General features: G+C 69.1%; 19 protein-coding genes. 12 read left to right on the top strand and 7 right to left on the bottom strand.

Translation table 11 applies throughout. The features are described from left to right. The first annotated feature begins 11 nt into the window (after nucleotides 1-11). Entirely contained in the window at nucleotides 12-857 is an 846-nt protein-coding gene (locus EV138_RS21455) for an SDR family oxidoreductase (RefSeq protein WP_133980629.1), read from the top strand. A gap of 37 nt (nucleotides 858-894) precedes the next feature. Here the strand turns inward: EV138_RS21455 and EV138_RS38495 are convergent, their stop codons facing one another. From EV138_RS38495 to EV138_RS21440, 3 genes are read right to left on the bottom strand one after another with little or no spacing between them, the layout of a single operon-like run. After that, on the bottom strand, nucleotides 895-1,785 hold the full coding sequence (locus EV138_RS38495) for an NADH-quinone oxidoreductase subunit C (protein WP_305000174.1): 891 nt from the start codon (nucleotides 1,783-1,785) through the stop codon (nucleotides 895-897). Further along, on the bottom strand, nucleotides 1,782-2,447 hold the full coding sequence (locus EV138_RS21445) for an NADH-quinone oxidoreductase subunit B (protein WP_133980628.1): 666 nt from the start codon (nucleotides 2,445-2,447) through the stop codon (nucleotides 1,782-1,784). The genes EV138_RS38495 and EV138_RS21445 overlap by 4 nt, the downstream gene beginning before the upstream one ends. A gap of 4 nt (nucleotides 2,448-2,451) precedes the next feature. Next, nucleotides 2,452-3,303, bottom strand: a complete 852-nt coding sequence (locus EV138_RS21440; RefSeq protein WP_133980627.1) for an alpha/beta fold hydrolase — start codon at nucleotides 3,301-3,303, stop codon at nucleotides 2,452-2,454. Nucleotides 3,304-3,447: 144 nt separating this feature from the next. Between EV138_RS21440 and EV138_RS21435 the strand changes: the two genes are divergently transcribed. From EV138_RS21435 to EV138_RS38490, 9 genes are all read left to right on the top strand, one after another. Continuing rightward, nucleotides 3,448-4,911: a purine-cytosine permease family protein gene (locus tag EV138_RS21435; RefSeq protein ID WP_133980626.1), complete on the top strand. Its 1,464-nt coding sequence runs from the start codon at nucleotides 3,448-3,450 to the stop codon at nucleotides 4,909-4,911. Continuing rightward, nucleotides 4,911-5,444, top strand: a complete 534-nt coding sequence (locus tag EV138_RS21430; protein WP_133980625.1) for a cysteine hydrolase family protein — start codon at nucleotides 4,911-4,913, stop codon at nucleotides 5,442-5,444. Before EV138_RS21435 ends, EV138_RS21430 begins: the two co-directional genes overlap by 1 nt. 8 nt (nucleotides 5,445-5,452) lie before the next feature. Continuing rightward, nucleotides 5,453-6,160 carry a GntR family transcriptional regulator gene (locus EV138_RS21425; protein ID WP_133980624.1) on the top strand — a complete coding sequence of 236 codons (708 nt, stop codon included), beginning with the start codon at nucleotides 5,453-5,455 and terminating at the stop codon, nucleotides 6,158-6,160. Next, complete coding sequence (locus tag EV138_RS21420) at nucleotides 6,157-7,239, top strand: ADP-ribosylglycohydrolase family protein (protein WP_133980623.1); 1,083 nt, start codon at nucleotides 6,157-6,159, stop codon at nucleotides 7,237-7,239. The genes EV138_RS21425 and EV138_RS21420 overlap by 4 nt, the downstream gene beginning before the upstream one ends. Continuing rightward, nucleotides 7,236-8,162, top strand: coding sequence for a PfkB family carbohydrate kinase (locus EV138_RS21415; RefSeq protein WP_133980622.1), 927 nt, complete (start codon nucleotides 7,236-7,238; stop codon nucleotides 8,160-8,162). Before EV138_RS21420 ends, EV138_RS21415 begins: the two co-directional genes overlap by 4 nt. Nucleotides 8,163-8,206: 44 nt before the next feature. Beyond that, a complete protein-coding gene (locus tag EV138_RS21410; RefSeq protein ID WP_133980621.1) occupies nucleotides 8,207-8,434 on the top strand; it encodes a hypothetical protein in 228 nt (75 codons plus the stop codon). Between the two features lie 362 nt (nucleotides 8,435-8,796). Beyond that, complete coding sequence (locus EV138_RS38410) at nucleotides 8,797-8,928, top strand: hypothetical protein (protein ID WP_255513716.1); 132 nt, start codon at nucleotides 8,797-8,799, stop codon at nucleotides 8,926-8,928. Nucleotides 8,929-8,940: 12 nt separating this feature from the next. Further along, nucleotides 8,941-9,102 carry a hypothetical protein gene (locus tag EV138_RS37350; RefSeq protein WP_166678651.1) on the top strand — a complete coding sequence of 54 codons (162 nt, stop codon included), beginning with the start codon at nucleotides 8,941-8,943 and terminating at the stop codon, nucleotides 9,100-9,102. 170 nt (nucleotides 9,103-9,272) lie between these two features. Next, entirely contained in the window at nucleotides 9,273-12,191 is a 2,919-nt protein-coding gene (locus tag EV138_RS38490) for a helix-turn-helix transcriptional regulator (RefSeq protein ID WP_133980620.1), read from the top strand. 467 nt (nucleotides 12,192-12,658) lie between these two features. Here EV138_RS38490 and EV138_RS21400 read toward each other — a convergent pair whose 3' ends face one another. Both EV138_RS21400 and EV138_RS21395 read right to left on the bottom strand, forming a co-directional pair. After that, the gene (locus tag EV138_RS21400) at nucleotides 12,659-13,015 is read right to left on the bottom strand and encodes an NADH-quinone oxidoreductase subunit A (protein ID WP_238158270.1); all 357 of its coding nucleotides are present in this window, start codon (nucleotides 13,013-13,015) and stop codon (nucleotides 12,659-12,661) included. Nucleotides 13,016-13,042: 27 nt separating this feature from the next. Next, nucleotides 13,043-13,858: a hypothetical protein gene (locus EV138_RS21395; protein WP_133980618.1), complete on the bottom strand. Its 816-nt coding sequence runs from the start codon at nucleotides 13,856-13,858 to the stop codon at nucleotides 13,043-13,045. Between the two features lie 333 nt (nucleotides 13,859-14,191). Between EV138_RS21395 and EV138_RS21390 the strand changes: the two genes are divergently transcribed. Together EV138_RS21390 and EV138_RS21385 are read left to right on the top strand one after the other, a co-directional pair. After that, nucleotides 14,192-16,204, top strand: coding sequence for a 2-oxoacid:acceptor oxidoreductase subunit alpha (locus tag EV138_RS21390; RefSeq protein WP_238158269.1), 2,013 nt, complete (start codon nucleotides 14,192-14,194; stop codon nucleotides 16,202-16,204). Beyond that, a complete protein-coding gene (locus tag EV138_RS21385) occupies nucleotides 16,201-17,268 on the top strand; it encodes a 2-oxoacid:ferredoxin oxidoreductase subunit beta (protein WP_133980617.1) in 1,068 nt (355 codons plus the stop codon). The genes EV138_RS21390 and EV138_RS21385 overlap by 4 nt, the downstream gene beginning before the upstream one ends. A gap of 119 nt (nucleotides 17,269-17,387) precedes the next feature. On the opposite strand, the gene EV138_RS21380 is transcribed toward EV138_RS21385, so the two are convergent. Both EV138_RS21380 and EV138_RS21375 read right to left on the bottom strand, forming a co-directional pair. Then, on the bottom strand, nucleotides 17,388-17,768 hold the full coding sequence (locus tag EV138_RS21380) for a type II toxin-antitoxin system VapC family toxin (protein WP_133980616.1): 381 nt from the start codon (nucleotides 17,766-17,768) through the stop codon (nucleotides 17,388-17,390). After that, a complete protein-coding gene (locus EV138_RS21375) occupies nucleotides 17,765-18,013 on the bottom strand; it encodes a type II toxin-antitoxin system Phd/YefM family antitoxin (protein ID WP_133980615.1) in 249 nt (82 codons plus the stop codon). The genes EV138_RS21380 and EV138_RS21375 overlap by 4 nt, the downstream gene beginning before the upstream one ends. Nucleotides 18,014-18,023: the final 10 nt, after the last annotated feature.

Genomic DNA, 18,023 nt, shown 5'->3' with positions numbered 1-18,023 from the left:
AAGGAGCTGGAATGACCACGATCCTCGTCACCGGAGCGACCGGGCGCGTCGGGCGCCACGTAGTACAGGGCCTGCTGGAAGCCGGTACTACGGTGCGCGCGCTGGTTCGCAATCCGGCGGGTGCCGCGCTGCCCGAGGCTGTTGAGGTTGTGCAGGGCGACATCACCGACGAGGCGGCTGTCGAGCGGGCCGCGACCGGGGTGGATGCTGCGTTCTTTCTGTGGCCGTCGTTCAGCGCCGAAGGTGCACGGCCCGTGGTCGCGGCCCTGACCGAGCAGGTCTCGCGGGTCGTCTACTTGTCCTCGATGAGCGTGCGCGACGATCGACCGCCGGCCGCGAACGGAGTCTGGGGGCAGATCGAGGACCTGCTGGTCGGCTCGGACTGGACGTACCTGCGCGCTGGTGGTTTCGCGGTCAACACGCTCGGCTGGGCAGCCGAGTTCCGCCGCGGAGACGTCGTACGGGTTGCGTCGCCCGAGGCCGGGCGGTCGCTGATCCACGAGCGCGACATCGCCGCGGTCGCGGTCGTCACGTTGCTGGACGACAAACACATCGGCCAGAAATATGTGCTGACCGGTCCCGAGGTGCTCACCCAGACCCAGCAGATCACCATCCTCAGCGAGGTCACCGGCAAACCAATGCGCATCGAGGAACAGACCCCAGCCGAAGCCCGCCAGGCCATGCTCGCCCTCGGCGCCGACCCCACCCTCGCCGAAACCTCGGTCGCCTACTGGGCTTCCCTGGTCACCAACCCGGAACCAGTCAGCCCCACAGTCCCCACCCTCCTCAGCCGCCCGGCCCTCACTTACCGCACCTGGGCCCAAGAACACGCCACCGCCTTCCAACTGACCCCGTGAATCGCGGGCGGCTACGCGCTCGGCTGTGGAGCCCGGCCTAGGCGTCCGGAGTTTCGCTACCGCGGTCGGACGGATCGTCGGCGGGTGGGACGGCTGGCGGAGTGGACGCGTCGGCGGGTGGGGCGAGCCTGTCGGCTGGCGGAGCGGACGCCTCCGCCGGCGGAGAAGGCGCGTCGGCTGGCGGAGAAGGCGCGTCGGCCGGTGCGGAGGACGCGTCGGCCGGTGGGGAGGACGCGTCGGCTGGTGGGGATGCTGTGCGGGTGCGGCGTTCGCCGGCGGCTCGGCGGGGGCGGGCGGGGGTGGAGGCTGCCAAGGCCGGAGCGAGCGGGTCTGGGTCTGGGGTGCCGGGTGGGCGGGGGCCCCAGGATTCGGGGTCGGGGACGCCGGGTGGGAGGGTGCGACGGCGGCTGGGGGCGCCTGGTTTGGAGGTGGGGGCGTGGTCGGATTCGCCTGGTTCCTTGGCGCCCGGCCACGGCTTGGCGACGCGGGAGGCGAGGACGAACTCCTTGCGCAACGGGTTGCCCTCGAAGCCGTCGGGGAGGAGGAGCGGGACGAGGTTCGGGTGCCCGTCGAAGGTGATGCCGAACATCTCGGCCGTCTCGCGCTCGTGCCAGTTCGCGCCGGCGTACACCTCGGCCAGCGACGCGAGCTGCGGCGTCGCCCGCGGGACCAGCGTCCGCACCATCAGGTGCTCGACGTGCGAACCGCCCCAGAAGTCGGCCAGGTGCGTGACCACCCGAAACCCGTCACCCAGCTCGTCGCTCGCGGTCAGGAAGTCGAAGAAGGTCAGCCCGACCTCGTCCCGCAGTACCTCATGTGCCGCGACCCACGCAGCAGCCGGTACGTCGTACGCCTGCGGGCCGAAACTGTCGGAGGCAGTCGCCTCGATCCCCGCCGCGCTCAACGCGGCAAGCACCTCGTCGCTCACTCCGAGCCCACCCCGTCACGCGCGGAACCCGAAGTACCACCGGACTCAGAAGCCCCCAAGCCCGAGGCACTCGAGGCGTCCGGAGCGATGGAAGAGCCCTGGCCAGGGGCGACGAGGCCGCGGGTCAGTGCGCCGGCCGACGGTTCGTACCGGCTGGTGACGTTCTCGCCGGCGATCTTCTCCTGCAGCTTGAGAATCCCCTGCAGCAACGCCTCCGGCCGCGGCGGGCAGCCCGGCACGTAGACGTCCACCGGGATGATCTGGTCGACGCCCTTCGTCACGCAGTACGAATCCCAGTACGGTCCGCCCGAGTTCGAACACGAGCCGAACGAGATCACGTACTTCGGCTCTGGCATCTGGTCGTAGAGCCGCTTGATCGCCGGCGCCATCTTGTCCGTCACCGTGCCGGACACCACCATCAGATCGGCCTGCCGCGGCCCGGGTGCGAACGGGATGACGCCGAGCCGGATGAAGTCGTGCCGCCCCATCGAGGCCGCGATGAACTCGATCGCACAGCAGGCCAGCCCGAAGTTGAACACCCAGAGCGAGTACTTGCGGCCCCAGTTGAGCAGGTACCGGACCGGCTCGGGCGCCAGTTTCGCCAGCGCACCGACCGCCGGCCGGACGGTCGGCGTCGGCAGATGGACCGGACTGTCAGGCATGGGCTCAGCCTAGTCCGACAATCTCCTCCGCGAGGATCTCCGGGTATTCCAGCGGCGCGTAGTGCCCGACCCCGTCGACGAACCGGAGCCGCTCGTCGCTGAAGAAGTCGTCCAGCCGGTCCGACCACGCCCGCGGGAACAGCGGGTCGAACTCGGGCCACAACACAACCGTCGGTACGCCGATCCGGTCGTACCGCGCCGGCGCCGTCTCGGCAGCCGACGTCGCGACCGACCCGGCTCCCGCCCGATACCAGTTGATCGACGCCGTGAAAGCGCCGGGAGCCGAGTAGACCTCCACCAAGTGGTCCAGCGACGGCTCGAACCCGGGCCCCGACCAATGCGTCCAGAAGTGCCGCAGATAAGCCCGTACCGCGTCGGCGTTCCCGTCGACCAGTTCCTCGATCAGCGGCAACTTGTGGAAGGCCTGGTACCAGAACTCCGCTTGCGCGTGCTCCGAGAACACCCGCTTCCCGATCCCCGGCAACGGCGGCGCCACCACCAGCCCACGGATCGCGTCGGGCCGGCTCCGCGCGATCGCCTGCGCGATCCGGCTGCCGACGTCGTACCCGGCCAGCACCGGCCGCTCGAGCCCCAACTCCTCGATCAACCCCAAGACACTCCGCGCCTGCCCAGCAACCCCGTACTGCGTCGCCGCGTCGGCCTCGTGCTTGTCCGACTCCCCGAACCCCCGCAGATCGGGTACGACGACCTCGCACCCCTGCTCCACCAGCATCGGCGCCAGCAGCCGGTAGTCCGTCCGATCCCCCGGCCAGCCGTGCAGCAACACCACGGCAGGCCCTTCACCGTCCCGGTCGTACGCCAACGAGAACCCGTCTACAGCAGCACTGTTCGGCATGGGCCCATCATGGTCCGCCCGGGGAAGTCGGTGCGGGAGGACAGCAGCCTCCAGCTCAAATCTTCTTGACCGGGACAGGGCAGCGTCGTAGCTTGATTGAACAGGACTGAACAGGTTCATTCCGGGATGAGCGATGGAGAGCCGATGACCGATCAGGTGCAGGTCGAGCCGGGCGAGGTGCGGGCTCTGCAGGTGGAGCTCAACGGGTTGAACGTCATCGACGACGCGGACCGCAAAGGCAGGCCGAGTCAGCTGTTCTGGCCGTGGTTCGGCGCCAACGTGTCGGTGCTCGGGCTGAGCTACGGGGCGTTCGCGCTCGGCTTCGGCATCTCGTTCTGGCAGGCCGTGATCGCAGGGCTGGCCGGGATCGTCTTCTCGTTCCTGCTCTGCGGCCTGATCGCGCTGGCCGGCAAGCGCGGGTCCGCTCCGACCATGGTGCTGAGCCGCGCGGCTTTCGGCGTACGGGGCAACAAACTGCCCTCGCTCATCTCCTGGCTGCTGACGGTCGGCTGGGAAACCGTGCTGACCATCCTCGCCACGCTCGCGACGGCGACCGTGTTCGAGCGGCTCGGCTGGGGCGGCGGCGGGATCACCAAGGTGATCGCGCTCGTTGTCGTGGGCACCTTGATCGTTGCCGGCGGCGTGCTCGGTTTCGACCTGATCATGCGGATGCAGACGGTCATCACCATCGTCACCGGCGTGCTCACCGTCGTCTACATCGTGCTCGTCGCGGACCAGGTGAGCTGGAGCAAGGTGAGCGACCTGCCGAACGGCTCGACCCAGGCGGTGATCGGCGCGCTGGTCTTCCTGATGACCGGATTCGGCCTCGGCTGGGTGAACATGGCGGCCGACTACTCGCGGTACCTGCCGCGCTCGTCGTCCAGTGCCGGCGTGGTCGGGTGGACAACGTTCGGCTCGTCGCTCGCGCCGATCGTGCTGCTGGTCTTCGGCCTGCTGCTCGCCGGTTCGTCGACGGACCTGTCAGCCGCGATCGCCGCGGACCCGATCGGCGCTCTCGCCGAGGCGCTGCCGACGTGGTTCCTGGTGCCGTTCGTGATCGTCGCCGTCCTCGGCCTGGTCGGCGGTGCCGTCCTGGACATCTATTCGTCCGGGCTCGCGCTGCTCTCGGTCGGCCTGCCGGTACCGCGGTACGTCGCGGCCTTCGTCGACGGAGTCATCATGATCGCCGGCACCGTCTACGTGGTGTTCTTCGGCGACGAGTTCCTCGGCCAGTTCACCGGCTTCCTGATCACGCTCGGCGTCCCGGTCGCGGCCTGGTGCGGCATCATGCTCGCCGACATCGCGAGCCGCCGCCGCGACTACGCCGAGGCCGACCTGTTCGACCGCACCGGCCGGTACGGCGACATCCGCTGGTTGCCGATAGCAATCATCGTGGTGACGACCGCGATCGGCTGGGGCCTGGTCACCAACGCCGGCGCGCACTGGCTGACCTGGCAGGGTTATCTGCTCGGCCCGCTCGGACTCGGCGGCAAGCAGGGGAACTGGGCCTTCGCCAATCTGGGCGTGTTGTTCGCGCTGGTCGTCGCCTTCGTCGTCCAGCTGGCGGCCGGGCGTCGTACCGTCCAAGCACAGGAGGTGACGGCCTGATGGTGCTCGCGGTCATCGACCTGCAACGCATCTTCGCCGAACCCGAGAGCGGCTGGGCCACGCCGGACTTCCAGCGGGTGGTGAAACCGACCCAGCGACTGGTCGAGCTGTTCGGCGAGGACGTCGTCTTCACCCGTTTCATCGCGCCCGAGCACCCGACCGGCTCGTGGATCCCGTACTACGAACAGTGGCCGTTCGCGCTCCAGCCGCCCGATTCGTACGCCTACCAGCTGGTCGACGAGTTCCGCGGTGCCCCGACGCTCGACAAGACGACCTTCGGCAAGTGGGGTCCTGAACTCGCGGCAGCCGCCAATGGGCACCTCGTGCTCAGTGGGGTGACCACGGACTGCTGCGTGCTCACGACTGCCCTGGCCGCGGTCGATGCGGGCGTCGCAGTACAGGTGGTCGAGGACGCGTGCGCCGGAGTGGACGAGGCCAGCCACCGCAAGGCGATCGATCTGATGCGCCTCTACTCCCCCATGCTCGAGGTCGTCACGGTCGACGAGCTGGTGAACCGCGCGGGGCAGCAGTGATCCGTGGCGTGAACCTCAAACACGAGCGGATCGCGTCGATCCTGGCCCGGGAGATCCGCTCCGGCCGGGTCGGGCACGGGGACCAACTGCCGGGCGAGGTCGAGCTGGCCAAACGGTTCGCCGTCAGCCGGAACACGGTCCGCTCGGCGCTCGCCGTACTGAACGAGGACGGGCTGATCACCACCCGGACCGGCAAGGGGTCGTTCGTCCTGTTCGACGGCCGCCCTCTCGACGACCGGCTCGGCTGGACGCACGCCCTGGCAGCCCAAGGCGTCGAGACCCAGGTCCGCGTACTACGGCTCGCGCTCGTGCAGGACCCGGTGCTGACCGAGCGGGTCGGCCTGGAATCGCCCGACCTGATCGTGATCGAGCGGCTCCGGGTGATCATCGGCGGCGAACCGATCTCGATCGAACGCAGCCGCATCCCCGCGATCGGCGAGCTCCGCGACCTGCCGTCGCGCGGACTGCTGAACGACTCGATCATCGCGACCCTCGGGCACGCCGGTCTCCACCTCGACCACGGCCGGCAACGCCTCCGCGGCCGCCCTCTCGACGCCGAAGAGGCCGCCTTGCTGCAGCGACCGCCCGGCACCTGGTTCCTGCACACCCGCCGAACGAGCTGGACCGCCGACGACCGCTTCGCCGAGCAGGTCGACAGCCTGCTGGATCCGCAGCACTTCGAACTCAGCCACACCTACACCGGAACCACCCAGTGACCCCTACCCGTACGGCGCGCGCCGCCGGTGCCCTTTACGGTCTGGCGATCGGCGACGCCCTCGGCATGCCGACCCAATCGTTGCCCAGGGCCCTCATCGTCGAGCGGTACGGCGAACTGCTCGACGGCTTTCATCCGGCGCCCGACGACCAGCCACTGGCGGCGGGCATGCCTGCCGGCGCGATCACCGACGACACCGAACAGGCGATCCTCCTCGGCGAACTGGTGGTCTCCTCCCGCGGCAAGATCGACGGCCACGAACTGGCACGCAGGCTCCTGGCCTGGGAAGACTCGATGCGCGCCCGCGGCTCGCTCGACCTCCTCGGCCCTTCCACCAAGCGTGCAATCGACGAACTGCTCGCCGGCACCGACATCACCGAGACCGGCCGCTTCGGCACGACCAACGGCGCCGCGATGCGCATCGCCCCCGTCGGCATCGCAACCTCGCTCGGCTCTGACGGTCTGCTGCTCGATCGCGTGCTCGCGGCGAGCGCGGCGACCCACAACACCGGTCTCGCCCTGTCGGCCGCAGCAGCCGTCGCGGCAGCGGTCAGCGCCGGCATCGACGGCGCCACCGTCGCTGAAGCGATTCCCATCGCGATCCGGGCCGCTTCCGACGCGGCCGACCACGGCCACTGGACAGCCGGCGCAGACGTCGCCACCCGCATCCGATGGGCCACCTCCCTGGTCACCTCATCCCTGGTCGGCCAGCCCCCGGTCACCACCTCTCTCATCGACACTCCCCTGATCGACACGGCGCCTGGTACTACCCCTCCTCGGCCGGGCGCCGTGTCCGCACTGGTGTACGAACTGGTCGGCACCAGCCTCGCCAGCCAGGAGTCCGTACCGGCTGCCTTCGCCGTCCTCGCCGCTTACCCCGACGATCCATGGCTGGTCTGCCGGCTGGCCGCCTCGCTCGGCGGCGACACCGACACCATCGCCGCCATCGCCGGCGCGATCGCCGGCGCCTGCCACGGCGTCGAGGCCTTCCCGGCCGACGCCCGGCAAACCGTTGCCCTGGTCAACAACCTGCGGCTGGACGACCTGGCCCGCCGGCTCCTCGAAGTACGCGACGCATGAGACTGGTCCACCTCGGCAACGTCGTCGTCGACCTGGTCCTCACCGTCGGCGACCTTCCGGCCCGCGGCGGTGACGTCATCGCCTCCAGTACGACGACCTCGCCCGGCGGCGGCTTCAACGTCATGGCCGCCGCCGCCCGCCTCGGCCTGACCACCCTGTACGCCGGTGCGCTCGGCACCGGACCTTTCGGCGATCGGGCGCGGGCCGCCCTGCTCGCCGAGGGGATCGACTGGTTGCTGCCGGCAAGAACCGGCCTGGACACCGGCTTCGTGGTCACCCTCGTCGATTCCTCCGGCGAACGCACCTTCGTCACCAGCCCCGGCGCGGAGGCGACGCTGCGCAGTACCGATCTCTTTCAGCCGGGGCTCGACGACCTGGTGTATCTCTCCGGCTACAGCCTGCTCCACGACGCGAACCGAGACGCCTTGATCCGCTGGCTGCCGACGATCCCGGCCGGCGTCCAGGTCTTCTTCGATCCCGGTCCGTTGGTTGCCGACATCCCCTCAACCACCCTCGAACCCGTCCTCGCCCGGGCCGATTGGCTCAGCTGCAATTCCACCGAAGCACAGGCGATGACCGGCTCGAACGACCCCACCGAAGCGGCCAGAGCTCTGATGGCGAGAGCGGGAAGGAGCTCCGAACTCGGTGCGGGCAGGGTGTTGGTGCGGGTGGGACGCGCTGGGTGCCTACTCGGAGTACAGGGCGAGGTTGTGAGCGTGGCCGGGTTCGCGGTGGAGGCGGTGGATCTGAACGGGGCCGGGGATGCTCATTCGGGGGCGTTCCTGGCGGGGATTGCCGAGGGCAAGGAACCGGCCGAGGCCGCTCGGTGGGCCAATGCGGCGGCGGCTCTTGCGGTCACGCGCCGAGGACCGGCTACCGGGCCGTCGCGAGCGGGGCTGGAGGGGTTCCTAAGGGCGCACTAGGGAGGCCCCGACGGACCTAGGGCGCTGGATAGGGAGTTGTGCGGATGTGCCCGTACTCCTCAGGCGAGCAGAGTCGTCGCATCGACCAGCTCCCGGAGGACACCATGATGTTGTTCTACTCGTCGCAGTACCTCGACGCGGAGATCGCCTACCGTCAGGAGCGGATCAAGCGGGACTTCCAGCGCCCGCTCTGGTTCCAGAAGAAGCCCGCCCCGAAGGCCACTCCGCAACCGGTCTGCCGCCCGGCGGTCCAGGCCCGGCACGCGATGTGAGCGCCCGTCCACCCCCACCCCCACCCATCCCCAGCGCGGCCGAGGTTCCCACCGGAACCCGGCCGCGCTGCCGTGTTCCGGGCCTCACCGCGGTTTCGCGTTCCCAGCCCACCACGCCTCCGCGTCCCGGCCCCACCACGCTGCCACGTTTCCTCCTCACCACGCCGCGCGTTCCCGAGCCTCACCGGGTGGTTGGCGTACGGCGTACCGGAGGGGGTCCTAGGGGGTGAACCCGGTTGACGAGGACTCCCTAGTGAGCGCCTAGGGGCGGGGATAGGGAGGAAGTCCGATGTGCGGGTCCTCCTCAGGCGAGCAGATTAGGGGCATCGGCAAGGAGCCGAAACAACCAGGAGGCACAAGAAATGTTCACCACCGACAGCGTCAAGGCCGAGGTCAGCTACCGCCGCGAGCGTCTCGCCCGCGACTACGGCCGGACGGCTCGCCGTACCGGAGCCCGCCGGCACCTCGTCCACCTGTTCACCAAGAACGCCTGAGGGGAGGCAACCATGTTCATCACCACGCAATCGATCCAGGCGGAGACCGCCTACCGACGCGAACGGACCAAGCGCGAGTTCCGGGCCACCGCCCGCACCGAGAGCCAGGAGCGGGCCCCTAAGCCCGAACCGCGGCACGCGCGCCGGGCCCTGCGACCCACTCACGCCGCATGAACGCCGTGACCACCGTCCCCGACCAGATAGCTCAGGTCGGGGACGGTGTTCTTTCTCCGGGCGCCGGGCGGAAAACAGGTGCCGGAACAGCTGTCCGGACAGTCGTTGGTGCGGCCGCGGACGCCGCGCGGACGGGATGCCGTCGAATTGTGTCGGCTCCAGGGGCGAAGATGGACGTCGTGCCCTGGAACTCGACACCTCTCGTCGGCCGCTCGACCGAGATGGTCGCCCTGCTCAGCGCCGTCGACGACGCCAAAACGCGTCGCGCCGGCGCCGTTCTGCTGTCCGGCGACGCCGGCGTCGGCAAGACCCGCCTGCTGGACGAGGTCGCCACCGGCGCTCACGAGCGCGGGTTCGGTGTCCTGGTCGGGCACTGCACCGACTTCGGCGACGCCGGCCTGCCGTATCTGGCCTTCACCGAGATCTTCGGCCGGCTGGCCGGTGAACGACCGGACGTGGTCGACAGCGTGCTGAACAACTTCCCGGCGATCGGCCGGCTGCTGCCCACGCACCGGCTGATCGGCGCCCCGGCCGTTCCGCAGGAAGGTCAACTGGACCGCGCCGCGCTCTTCGACGCGGTGCTCGGAGCCTTCACCGCGCTGTCGACGAGCGAGCCGCTGCTGGTGATCATCGAGGACGCGCACTGGGCCGACGACTCGACCCGGGACCTGATCGGTTTCCTGCTCACCCGGCTCACCTCGCAGCGACTCGCGCTGGTGATCTCCTACCGCAGCGACGACCTGCACCGGCGGCACCCGCTCCGCCGCCCGATCGCCGAGTGGTCCCGCATCCCGCGGGTCCGCCGGGTGAACGTGGCTCCGCTGGACGCCGACGAGTCGCTGACGCTCCTCAACGAGCTGACCACCGAGCCGCTGTCCGAGGTGGAGGTACGCCGAATCCTCGAGCGCGCCGGCGGGAACGCCTTCTTCACCGAGGAGCTGGTCGCCGCCGCGTCGATGGGTGACGCCGACGCCGTACCGCCGGATCTGGCCGATCTCCTCCTGGTCCGGCTCGACCCGCTGTCGGACGACGCCCGCCAGGTGGCCCGCGTGATCGCTGTCGCCGGGCGCCGGGTTCCGCACACCCTGCTGACCTCGGTGGCCGGCCTACCCGATCGGGAGCTGGACGCCGCGCTCCGGGAGCTCATCGACGCGCACATCATCGAGCACCCGGGCAACGCGAGCTACTACTTCCGCCACGCGCTGCTGGCCGAGGCGGTCTACGACGACCTGCTCCCCGGCGAGCGGGTGCGCCAACACGCGGCGTACGCGAAAGCACTGAAAGACCAGACGGTCGCCGGTACTGCGGCCGAGCTGGCCGGGCACGCCACCCGCTCCCACGATCTGGCGACCGCCTTCGAAGCGCGGGTGCGGGCCGGGCAGGAGGCGATCTCGGTCGCGGCCCCGCAGGAAGCGCTGAAGCACTACGAGATGGCGCTCGAGCTCTATCCCAACGCGGCCGGGGACGCCAGCATCGACAAGACCTGGCTGATCGTCGAGACAGCAAGGGCGGCCGCGTTGTCGGCCCAGCAACCTCGGGCCTTGAAGCTGCTCCGCAAGGCCCTGGCCGAGCTGCCGGCCGACGCACCGCGCCTGCAGCGGGCTCAGCTCTTGATCCCGCTGGCCGAGATCGCGCTCTACATCGACCATGACCAGGAAGCGCACGAGGCTGTGTCGCAGGCGTTGCGGCTGACCTCCGACGAGCCGGCGAGCGTCTTCAAGGCCCAGGTCGTCTCGCTGTACGCGAATGTCTGCTACCAGCTGGGCCGGCCGATGGAGGCGGAGCGCTGGGCGCTCGAGGCGGTCCAGATCGCCCGCGAGATCGGTCAGGAGGCCGCGGCCGGCGACGCCGGGATCACCCTCGCTCTGCTGCGCCGCCAGGCCGGTGATCCCGTCATCGCGGTGAAGCAGTTGGAGGAAGCCGCCGTACGGGCTCAGCTGGCCGGCGACTCGGCGGCCGAAGTACGCAGCAGGTTCCTGCTCGGCTCGACGCAGTACGAGCAGGGCGACCTGATCAACGCCAGGGCTTCCATGGAGAACGCGTGGCACCGGGCAGGTGAGCTCGGGCGTCAGTGGGCCGCCTATGGGTTCGACGCTCGCCGGATGCTGGCGTTGACCCAGTTCATCCTGGGCGACTGGGACGGCGCTGCCGAGACGGCCCGGGTCGACACGATGACACCGGTGGCGGCCGAGGCGTCGTTGCGAGGAGTGGCCCTGGCTGTGCGAGGCGGCCGCGGCGACACCGCGGTCGCCGAGGACCTGGAGCGGCTGCGCAAGTGGTGGTCGCTCGATGTGATGCTGCCGATCATCGGACTGCAGCCCGCGGTGGATGCCTATCGTGCGCTGGATCAGGTCGCCGAGGCGGAGAAGCTGATCGCCGACGTGTCCGCGTTGTGCGCCGAGGTGTTCCAGACCGAGTGGTTCATGGCGAAGATCCGGTTCTCCGCACTCGGCCTGCAGTTGCTGTGCCAGCGGGTGGTGAGTGAACCGACTGCCGCTGCTGAGTTGGTCGCGCGCGGCGCGGAACTGCTGGCCGACGGGCAGGCGACAGCGGAGAAGGGCTTGCCGCCCGGGCGCGTGCTCGGGGTCGAGGGGATCGCTTGGCTGGCCAGGCTGGAGGCGGAGTGGGAGCGGCTGCGGTGGCTGGCGGGGATCGATCCGCCGTCGGCCGATGAGCACGTCGCGACCTGGCAGCGGACGGTCGACGCCTTCGGCTACGGCTATGTCTTCGAGCAGGCACGCTCACGGGTCCATCTGTCGGCGGCTCTGCGTGCGGGCGGGCGGATCACCGAGGCGCACGAGCAGGCTCAACTCGCGGCCGAGGTGGCGCGGGCGCTGGGCGCCAAACCGCTGCTCGACGAACTCGGCGGGGCAGAGGCAGGAGAAGGACCTGCGGCGTTGACCGCTCGTGAGACCGAGGTGCTTGCGTTGCTGGCCGAAGGCCGGACGAATCGGCAGTTGGCCCGCGAGCTCTACATCAGCGAGAAGACGGTCAGCGTGCACGTCTCCAACATCCTCGCCAAACTCGGCGTCCGCTCCCGCACCGAAGCCGCCGCCGTAGCCCGCCGCGACGGCCTCCTCGACACCTGACCCACTACCCCCGGACAGCCGCGCCGGCGTCTGTGCCGTGCGAGCCGGTGTTAGTGGTGGCGGCGGGAGTGGACTGCTATGTGGGGCAGGTGACCGACGATGCGGCGTGGGGCCGGTGTGCGGGCGAGGCGGCGGCGTGCGACCTCGTCAGCGGCTGGATCGGTCTGCCGGACGATCCGGTCGAAGACTTCTTGAGCGTGCCGAAGCCGCCACGCGAAAATCCCGACCACGCCCGCGACAGCCAGTCCAATCAATACCCAGAGTTGCCAAGACATGCCTCACCACCCCGTATTCGCCCCGTGTCCCCGAGTAATCACCATAACCTTGTTCTGACGAATTGGCGATGCCCCAATTGCAATCCGTGACATAACAAGGCATCTGATCGATATTGTTGTCGGAAGCAATCACTCAGGGTGAGCAAGCAACGATAGTTCCCTGCGGAGGCAGGTGACTCACAGTCACCGCCGTCAGGTCCAGGTGAGGACGCCTTTGCGGTAGGCATAGAGCAGGCCGACGGTGACGAAAGCGAGGAAGACGAACATCTCGACCAGCGACGAGAGACCCAGGGCCGCGTAGACGCCCGCCCAGGGGAAGAGGTAGACCGCGTCGACGGCGAAGATGACGTACAGGTAGGCGTAGAGGTAGTAGCGGATGTGAACCTGCGCCCAGCCTTCGCCGACCGGGTCCACGCCCGACTCGTACGTCTTGAGTTTCTCCGCGGTCGGGTAGGTGACGGTGAGGGCACGGTTCAGCGCGAACGCACCGATCAGGCCGCCGAGCCCCAGCACGAGGATCGCCGCGACAACTCCGTAGGCCTCTGACACCTGGTCCACTTTAGTTCGTACGACCTGTCAGTTGGTGCAGAGCAGCATCGAGTCGGTGGCGACCTGCGGGCCGTAGCCGGATCTCACGTCGGCGACCTGCAGACGCAGGCGGGTGACGCCGGTGATCTTCCGGTTCAGCCAGCCTTCGGTCTCCTGAGCCTGGTCGAGAGTGCCCAGCACCGTGCTGCCGTTCAGCAGCGACGCGCGGATCGTGCCGTCCGTGATGTTGCCGAGCCAGTTCTTCACCCACGTGCAGCCCGCGCTGTTGATGTCACCCCAGACCACGCCGCCCTTGTCGGCGAGCAGTTCCGCCTCGGCCCGGCGCGGCGCCTCGGACGGTGGGACCACGTTGTACTGCGGGTGTCCCTTGCCGCCGGTGGCCAGCAGCGGCTTCTTGTAGATGCCCCGCCAGACGTAGTGGTAGAAGCCAGTCGGCGCAGAAGCGGCAGCGGCGTACGGCGCCTGTGGGCCGATCGCCAGCCGGTAGGTCCGGATCGAGCCGGGCTGGTTCACCGAGATCGTCACCTGGGTGCCGGACGAGCTCGCGTGGCCGATCTCCTGCCAGCCCGCGGTCGCCGACCAGCGCTGGAAGGCGATCCGGGAACCGGCTGCCGGCGCCGGCGTGAGCGTGCCCGCGACGGTCAGCGTGCCTTTGGTGTAGTCGGTCGTCCGAAGGCTGGTGATCTTCACGGTCCGGACCGGAGCCGCGGCCTGTGTGGCCACCTGGCTGCGTTGGAGCGAGAGCGAACTCTCGGCCGGTAACGGGGTCGCACCGCAGGCGGTCAGCGGTGCGGTCAGCAGGGCCGCGGTGATCAGGCCGGCGGCGATCGGGCGAAGGCCCATGGCGAAACTCCTCGAGCCCGGGTGGATCCCGGGGTAGATCACGAATTCATGACGACACCCTGCACGCATTGACTGCAGAAGGCAAGCGAGCGACTGCTCGCAGTGACCTCAGGCCGGCCAGGCCCACGCACGTAGTACGCGCTGGAGGCGGGACCGCGAAGGGCGCATCAAACCACTGCCGGGCCGGTGGGCATCGGTTGATCCCAGGCTGTGGACTGCACGAGGTTTCGCATGGTTCCGTACTAAGGGCGAACTAATATGGGGGTATCGCCCTTACCCGGGGGGATCGGCTGACTCCACGAGAGCTCCGGCCGGCCCAAGCTCGACTTGGAGATGAACAGAACAGTGACCATCGAGGTCAGGCAGCTCGACCGCGTGGTGATCCGGTTCGCCGGTGACTCCGGTGACGGGATGCAGCTCACGGGGGACCGATTCACAGCGGAAACGGCATCGTTCGGCAACGATCTGTCGACGTTGCCGAACTTCCCAGCCGAGATCCGGGCACCAGCCGGGACTCTGCCGGGAGTGTCGTCGTTCCAGTTGCACTTCGCCGACCACGACATCCTCACGCCCGGTGATGCGCCCGATGTGCTGATCGCGATGAACCCCGCCGCGCTCAAGGCGAACCTGCGCGACGTACCGCGCGGTTCCACCCTGATCATCGACACCGCGGACTTCACCGCGCGCAACCTGAAGCGGATCGGGTACGACGAGAACCCGCTGGAGACCGGCGAGCTCGACGCGTACCACGTCGTACCGCTGAACCTGACCGGGATGACCGTGGAGTCGGTCAAGGAGTTCGGGCTGACCCGCAAGGACGCGTCCCGGGCGAAGAACATGTACGCGCTCGGCCTGGTGTCCTGGCTGTTCCAGCGGCCGGTCGAGTCGACGATCGACTTCCTCGAGTCCAAGTTCGCCGGCAAGCCGGACATCCGGGACGCGAACATCGCGGCCTTCCGGGCCGGCTACAACTTCGGCGAGACGGCCGAGGAGTTCTCGGTCCGCTACGAGGTGAAGCCCGCGCCGATGGCGACCGGTCAGTACCGCAACATCTCGGGCAACCTCGCGCTGGCGTACGGCCTGGTGGCGGGCGCTCAGCGAGCCGGGATGCCGCTGGTGCTCGGCGCCTACCCGATCACCCCGGCGTCCGACGTCCTGCACGAGCTGTCGAAGCTGAAGCGGTTCGACGTGACGACGATCCAGGCCGAGGACGAGATCGCCGGTGTCGGCGCGGCGCTGGGCGCCTCGTTCGGCGGCGCGCTCGGTGTCACCACGTCGTCCGGTCCGGGGATCAGCCTGAAGTCGGAGACGATCGGCCTCGGCGTGATGCTCGAACTGCCGCTGGTGGTGTGCGACATCCAGCGGGCCGGCCCGTCGACCGGTATGCCGACCAAGACCGAGCAGGCCGACCTGCTGCAGGTGATGTTCGGCCGCAACGGCGAGGCCCCGCTGCCGGTGGTCGCGGCCCAGTCCCCCGCGGACTGCTTCGCGATCGCGATCGAGGCGACCCGGATCGCCGTCACCTACCGCACGCCGGTGATCGTGCTGTCCGACGGCTACCTCGCGAACGGCTCCGAGCCGTGGCAGATCCCGGTGATCGAGAACCTGCCGACGATCGACCCCAACTTCACGACGTCGCCCAACGCGACCAACGACAAGGGTGAGCCGGTCTACCTTCCCTACCTGCGCGATCCGGAGACCCTGGCGCGTGCCTGGGCCGTTCCCGGTACGGCGGGGCTCGATCACCGCATCGGTGGTCTGGAGAAGGAGGACAAGACCGGCAACATCTCCTACGACCCGGCCAACCACGACCTGATGGTCCGCACCCGCCAGGCCAAGGTCGACGGCATCACCGTCCCGCCGCTGGAGGTGGACGACCCCGACGGTACGGCGAAGGTGCTGGTGCTCGGCTGGGGTTCGACGTACGGGCCGATCGGTGCTGCCTGCCGGCGCGTTCGCAAGGTGGGCGGGAAGATCGCGCAGGCGCACCTGCGGCACCTGAACCCCTTCCCGCCGAACCTGGGCGACATCCTTCGCTCTTACGACAAGGTGCTCGTGCCGGAGATGAACCTCGGGCAGCTCGCGATGCTGTTGCGGGCGAAGTACCTGGTCGACGTGGTGTCTTACGCACAGGTCCGCGGCATGCCGCTCGGCGCGGCCGAACTCGCCGAGGTGATCGGCAACCTGGTCGAGGAGACCGAGGGGATCGACGACGACGCGCGTCACCTCGGCGCCGACGCGGCTGCTGTCACCCACGGCGAGGCCCTGCACGATCCGATCGCTCACAACGGCCACAACGGCCATCCGTCCGCGAACGGCCACCTGAACCCGGAGGGAGCACGATGACCTCGATCGATCTGGGGCTGCCCGGTCTGAGGGGAGTTCCCGCCGCCGACGAGCCGCAGAACCGCAAGGAGTACGTGTCGGACCAGGAGGTCCGGTGGTGCCCGGGATGCGGCGACTACGCAGTACTGGCTGCTTTTCAAGGGTTTCTGCCGGAGCTGGGGATCAAGCGCGAGAACGTCGCGATGGTCTCCGGGATCGGCTGCTCCTCACGGTTCCCGTATTACCTGTCGACGTACGGCATGCACTCGATCCACGGCCGCGCGCCGGCGATCGCGACCGGGCTCGCGGTGGCGCGGCCGGACCTGAGCGTCTGGGTCGTCACGGGCGACGGCGACGCGCTGTCGATCGGCGGCAACCACCTGATCCACACGCTGCGGCGCAACGTGAACCTGAAGATCCTGCTGTTCAACAACCGGATCTACGGGTTGACCAAGGGCCAGTACTCGCCGACCTCGGAGCCGGGCAAGGTGACGAAGTCGACGCCGATGGGTTCGGTCGACAACCCGTTCAACCCGGTCTCGCTGGCGCTCGGCGCGGAGGCGACCTTCGTGGCGCGCACCATCGACTCGGACCGCAAACACCTGACCGACGTACTGCGGCAGGCCGCGGCCCACCGCGGTACGGCGATCGTCGAGATCTACCAGAACTGCCCGATCTTCAACGACAACGCCTTCGACGCCTTCAAGAACCCCGAGACCCGCGACGACGCGATCATCCCGCTGGTCCACGGCGAACCCATCCGCTTCGGCACCGACGGCCGCCTCGGCGTCGTCCGCGACGGCTTCGCCTCCCTCGCGGTCCGCGAAGTCGCCTCACTGCCCGGCGGCGAGGCCGACCTGGTCATCCACGACGCCCACGCCGACGACCCGGCGTACGCCTTCGCCCTCTCCCGCCTCACCGACGCCGGCGTCCTCCACCGGGCCCCCATCGGCGTCTTCCGCTCCGTAGACCGCCCGGCCTACGACGACCTGGTCCGCCAACAGGTCACCACCTCCAAGGAGTCCCAGGGCACCGGCGACCTCCAATCCCTCCTAACCGGCACCGACACCTGGACCGTCAACTAACGCCCCACGCAGCTCCCACCACCCCGAGCCGCCGCTCCCCCGCCGCGGCTCGGCTGGTGGTTGCTGTCGGCGTCCCGGTGAAGGTGCCGCAGCAGTGCGCGATCCTCAGGTCCGGGTCGTCAGACAGCGACGACCTCGAGGTGTTCGTCGAGCCCGTAAAAGTCCTTGGGATTGCAGGTGTAGAGCACGGCGTCGTGGGTGGCGGCGGTGGCCGCGATGAGTAGATCGAGGGATCGACTCCGGGGATGACGACCAGCAGCTACAACGGCCGCCGCCAAGGCGCCATATGTCCGGGCGACGGCATCCGTGACCGGAAGTGGCTCGAAGGCACGCTCGATAGACGCGACGCGGCGCAATCGTGCCGCGCGGACTTGCGGCGTCTTTGCGATCAGGACGCCGAAATGCAGCTCGGCCAGGCTGACTGCGCTGATCGCCAGCTCGGCATCGATCGGTTCCGCGAGACCGCCGATCAGGACGCTGGTGTCGAGGACGGCCCTCACTGGTTCTCCCAGGGGTCCCGCAGGGCGTGGTCGACCAGTTCACGGTCTGCGGTCCAGTCGTCGTCGGACCGGACGCTCAGAACTTCGGCGACCTCGTCGTACCGTCGCCAGTAGTCTCGTTCGGCGGGTCCGAGCACAGCCGCCGGCCGGCCGGACACGGTGATCACCAGGTGCTCGCCGGCTTCGGCCCGGCGGACCAGGTCACTCGCGTTCTGGCGTAGCTCGCGCAGTCCCAAGGCATCCATACCAGCCAAA

Origin of the sequence: Kribbella voronezhensis (genome assembly GCF_004365175.1) — a bacterium.
Classification (GTDB): Bacteria; Actinomycetota; Actinomycetes; order Propionibacteriales; family Kribbellaceae; genus Kribbella; species Kribbella voronezhensis.
Note: the sequence above shows the minus strand (reverse complement) of the source record. Positions and strands in the feature narration are given on the sequence as shown.

What these genes read in the sequence shown, in the direction of transcription:
- EV138_RS38490 (WP_133980620.1), top strand. Translation starts at nt 9,273, where the DNA reads ATGGACGTCGTGCCCTGGAACTCGACACCTCTCGTCGGCCGCTCGACC.
- EV138_RS21440 (WP_133980627.1), bottom strand. Translation starts at nt 3,303, where the DNA reads ATGCCGAACAGTGCTGCTGTAGACGGGTTCTCGTTGGCGTACGACCGG.
- EV138_RS21435 (WP_133980626.1), top strand. Translation starts at nt 3,448, where the DNA reads ATGACCGATCAGGTGCAGGTCGAGCCGGGCGAGGTGCGGGCTCTGCAG.
- EV138_RS37350 (WP_166678651.1), top strand. Translation starts at nt 8,941, where the DNA reads ATGTTCATCACCACGCAATCGATCCAGGCGGAGACCGCCTACCGACGC.
- EV138_RS21385 (WP_133980617.1), top strand. Translation starts at nt 16,201, where the DNA reads ATGACCTCGATCGATCTGGGGCTGCCCGGTCTGAGGGGAGTTCCCGCC.
- EV138_RS21455 (WP_133980629.1), top strand. Translation starts at nt 12, where the DNA reads ATGACCACGATCCTCGTCACCGGAGCGACCGGGCGCGTCGGGCGCCAC.
- EV138_RS21390 (WP_238158269.1), top strand. Translation starts at nt 14,192, where the DNA reads ATGAACAGAACAGTGACCATCGAGGTCAGGCAGCTCGACCGCGTGGTG.
- EV138_RS21445 (WP_133980628.1), bottom strand. Translation starts at nt 2,447, where the DNA reads ATGCCTGACAGTCCGGTCCATCTGCCGACGCCGACCGTCCGGCCGGCG.
- EV138_RS21415 (WP_133980622.1), top strand. Translation starts at nt 7,236, where the DNA reads ATGAGACTGGTCCACCTCGGCAACGTCGTCGTCGACCTGGTCCTCACC.
- EV138_RS21410 (WP_133980621.1), top strand. Translation starts at nt 8,207, where the DNA reads ATGTGCCCGTACTCCTCAGGCGAGCAGAGTCGTCGCATCGACCAGCTC.
- EV138_RS21395 (WP_133980618.1), bottom strand. Translation starts at nt 13,858, where the DNA reads ATGGGCCTTCGCCCGATCGCCGCCGGCCTGATCACCGCGGCCCTGCTG.
- EV138_RS21430 (WP_133980625.1), top strand. Translation starts at nt 4,911, where the DNA reads ATGGTGCTCGCGGTCATCGACCTGCAACGCATCTTCGCCGAACCCGAG.
- EV138_RS38410 (WP_255513716.1), top strand. Translation starts at nt 8,797, where the DNA reads ATGTTCACCACCGACAGCGTCAAGGCCGAGGTCAGCTACCGCCGCGAG.
- EV138_RS21375 (WP_133980615.1), bottom strand. Translation starts at nt 18,013, where the DNA reads ATGGATGCCTTGGGACTGCGCGAGCTACGCCAGAACGCGAGTGACCTG.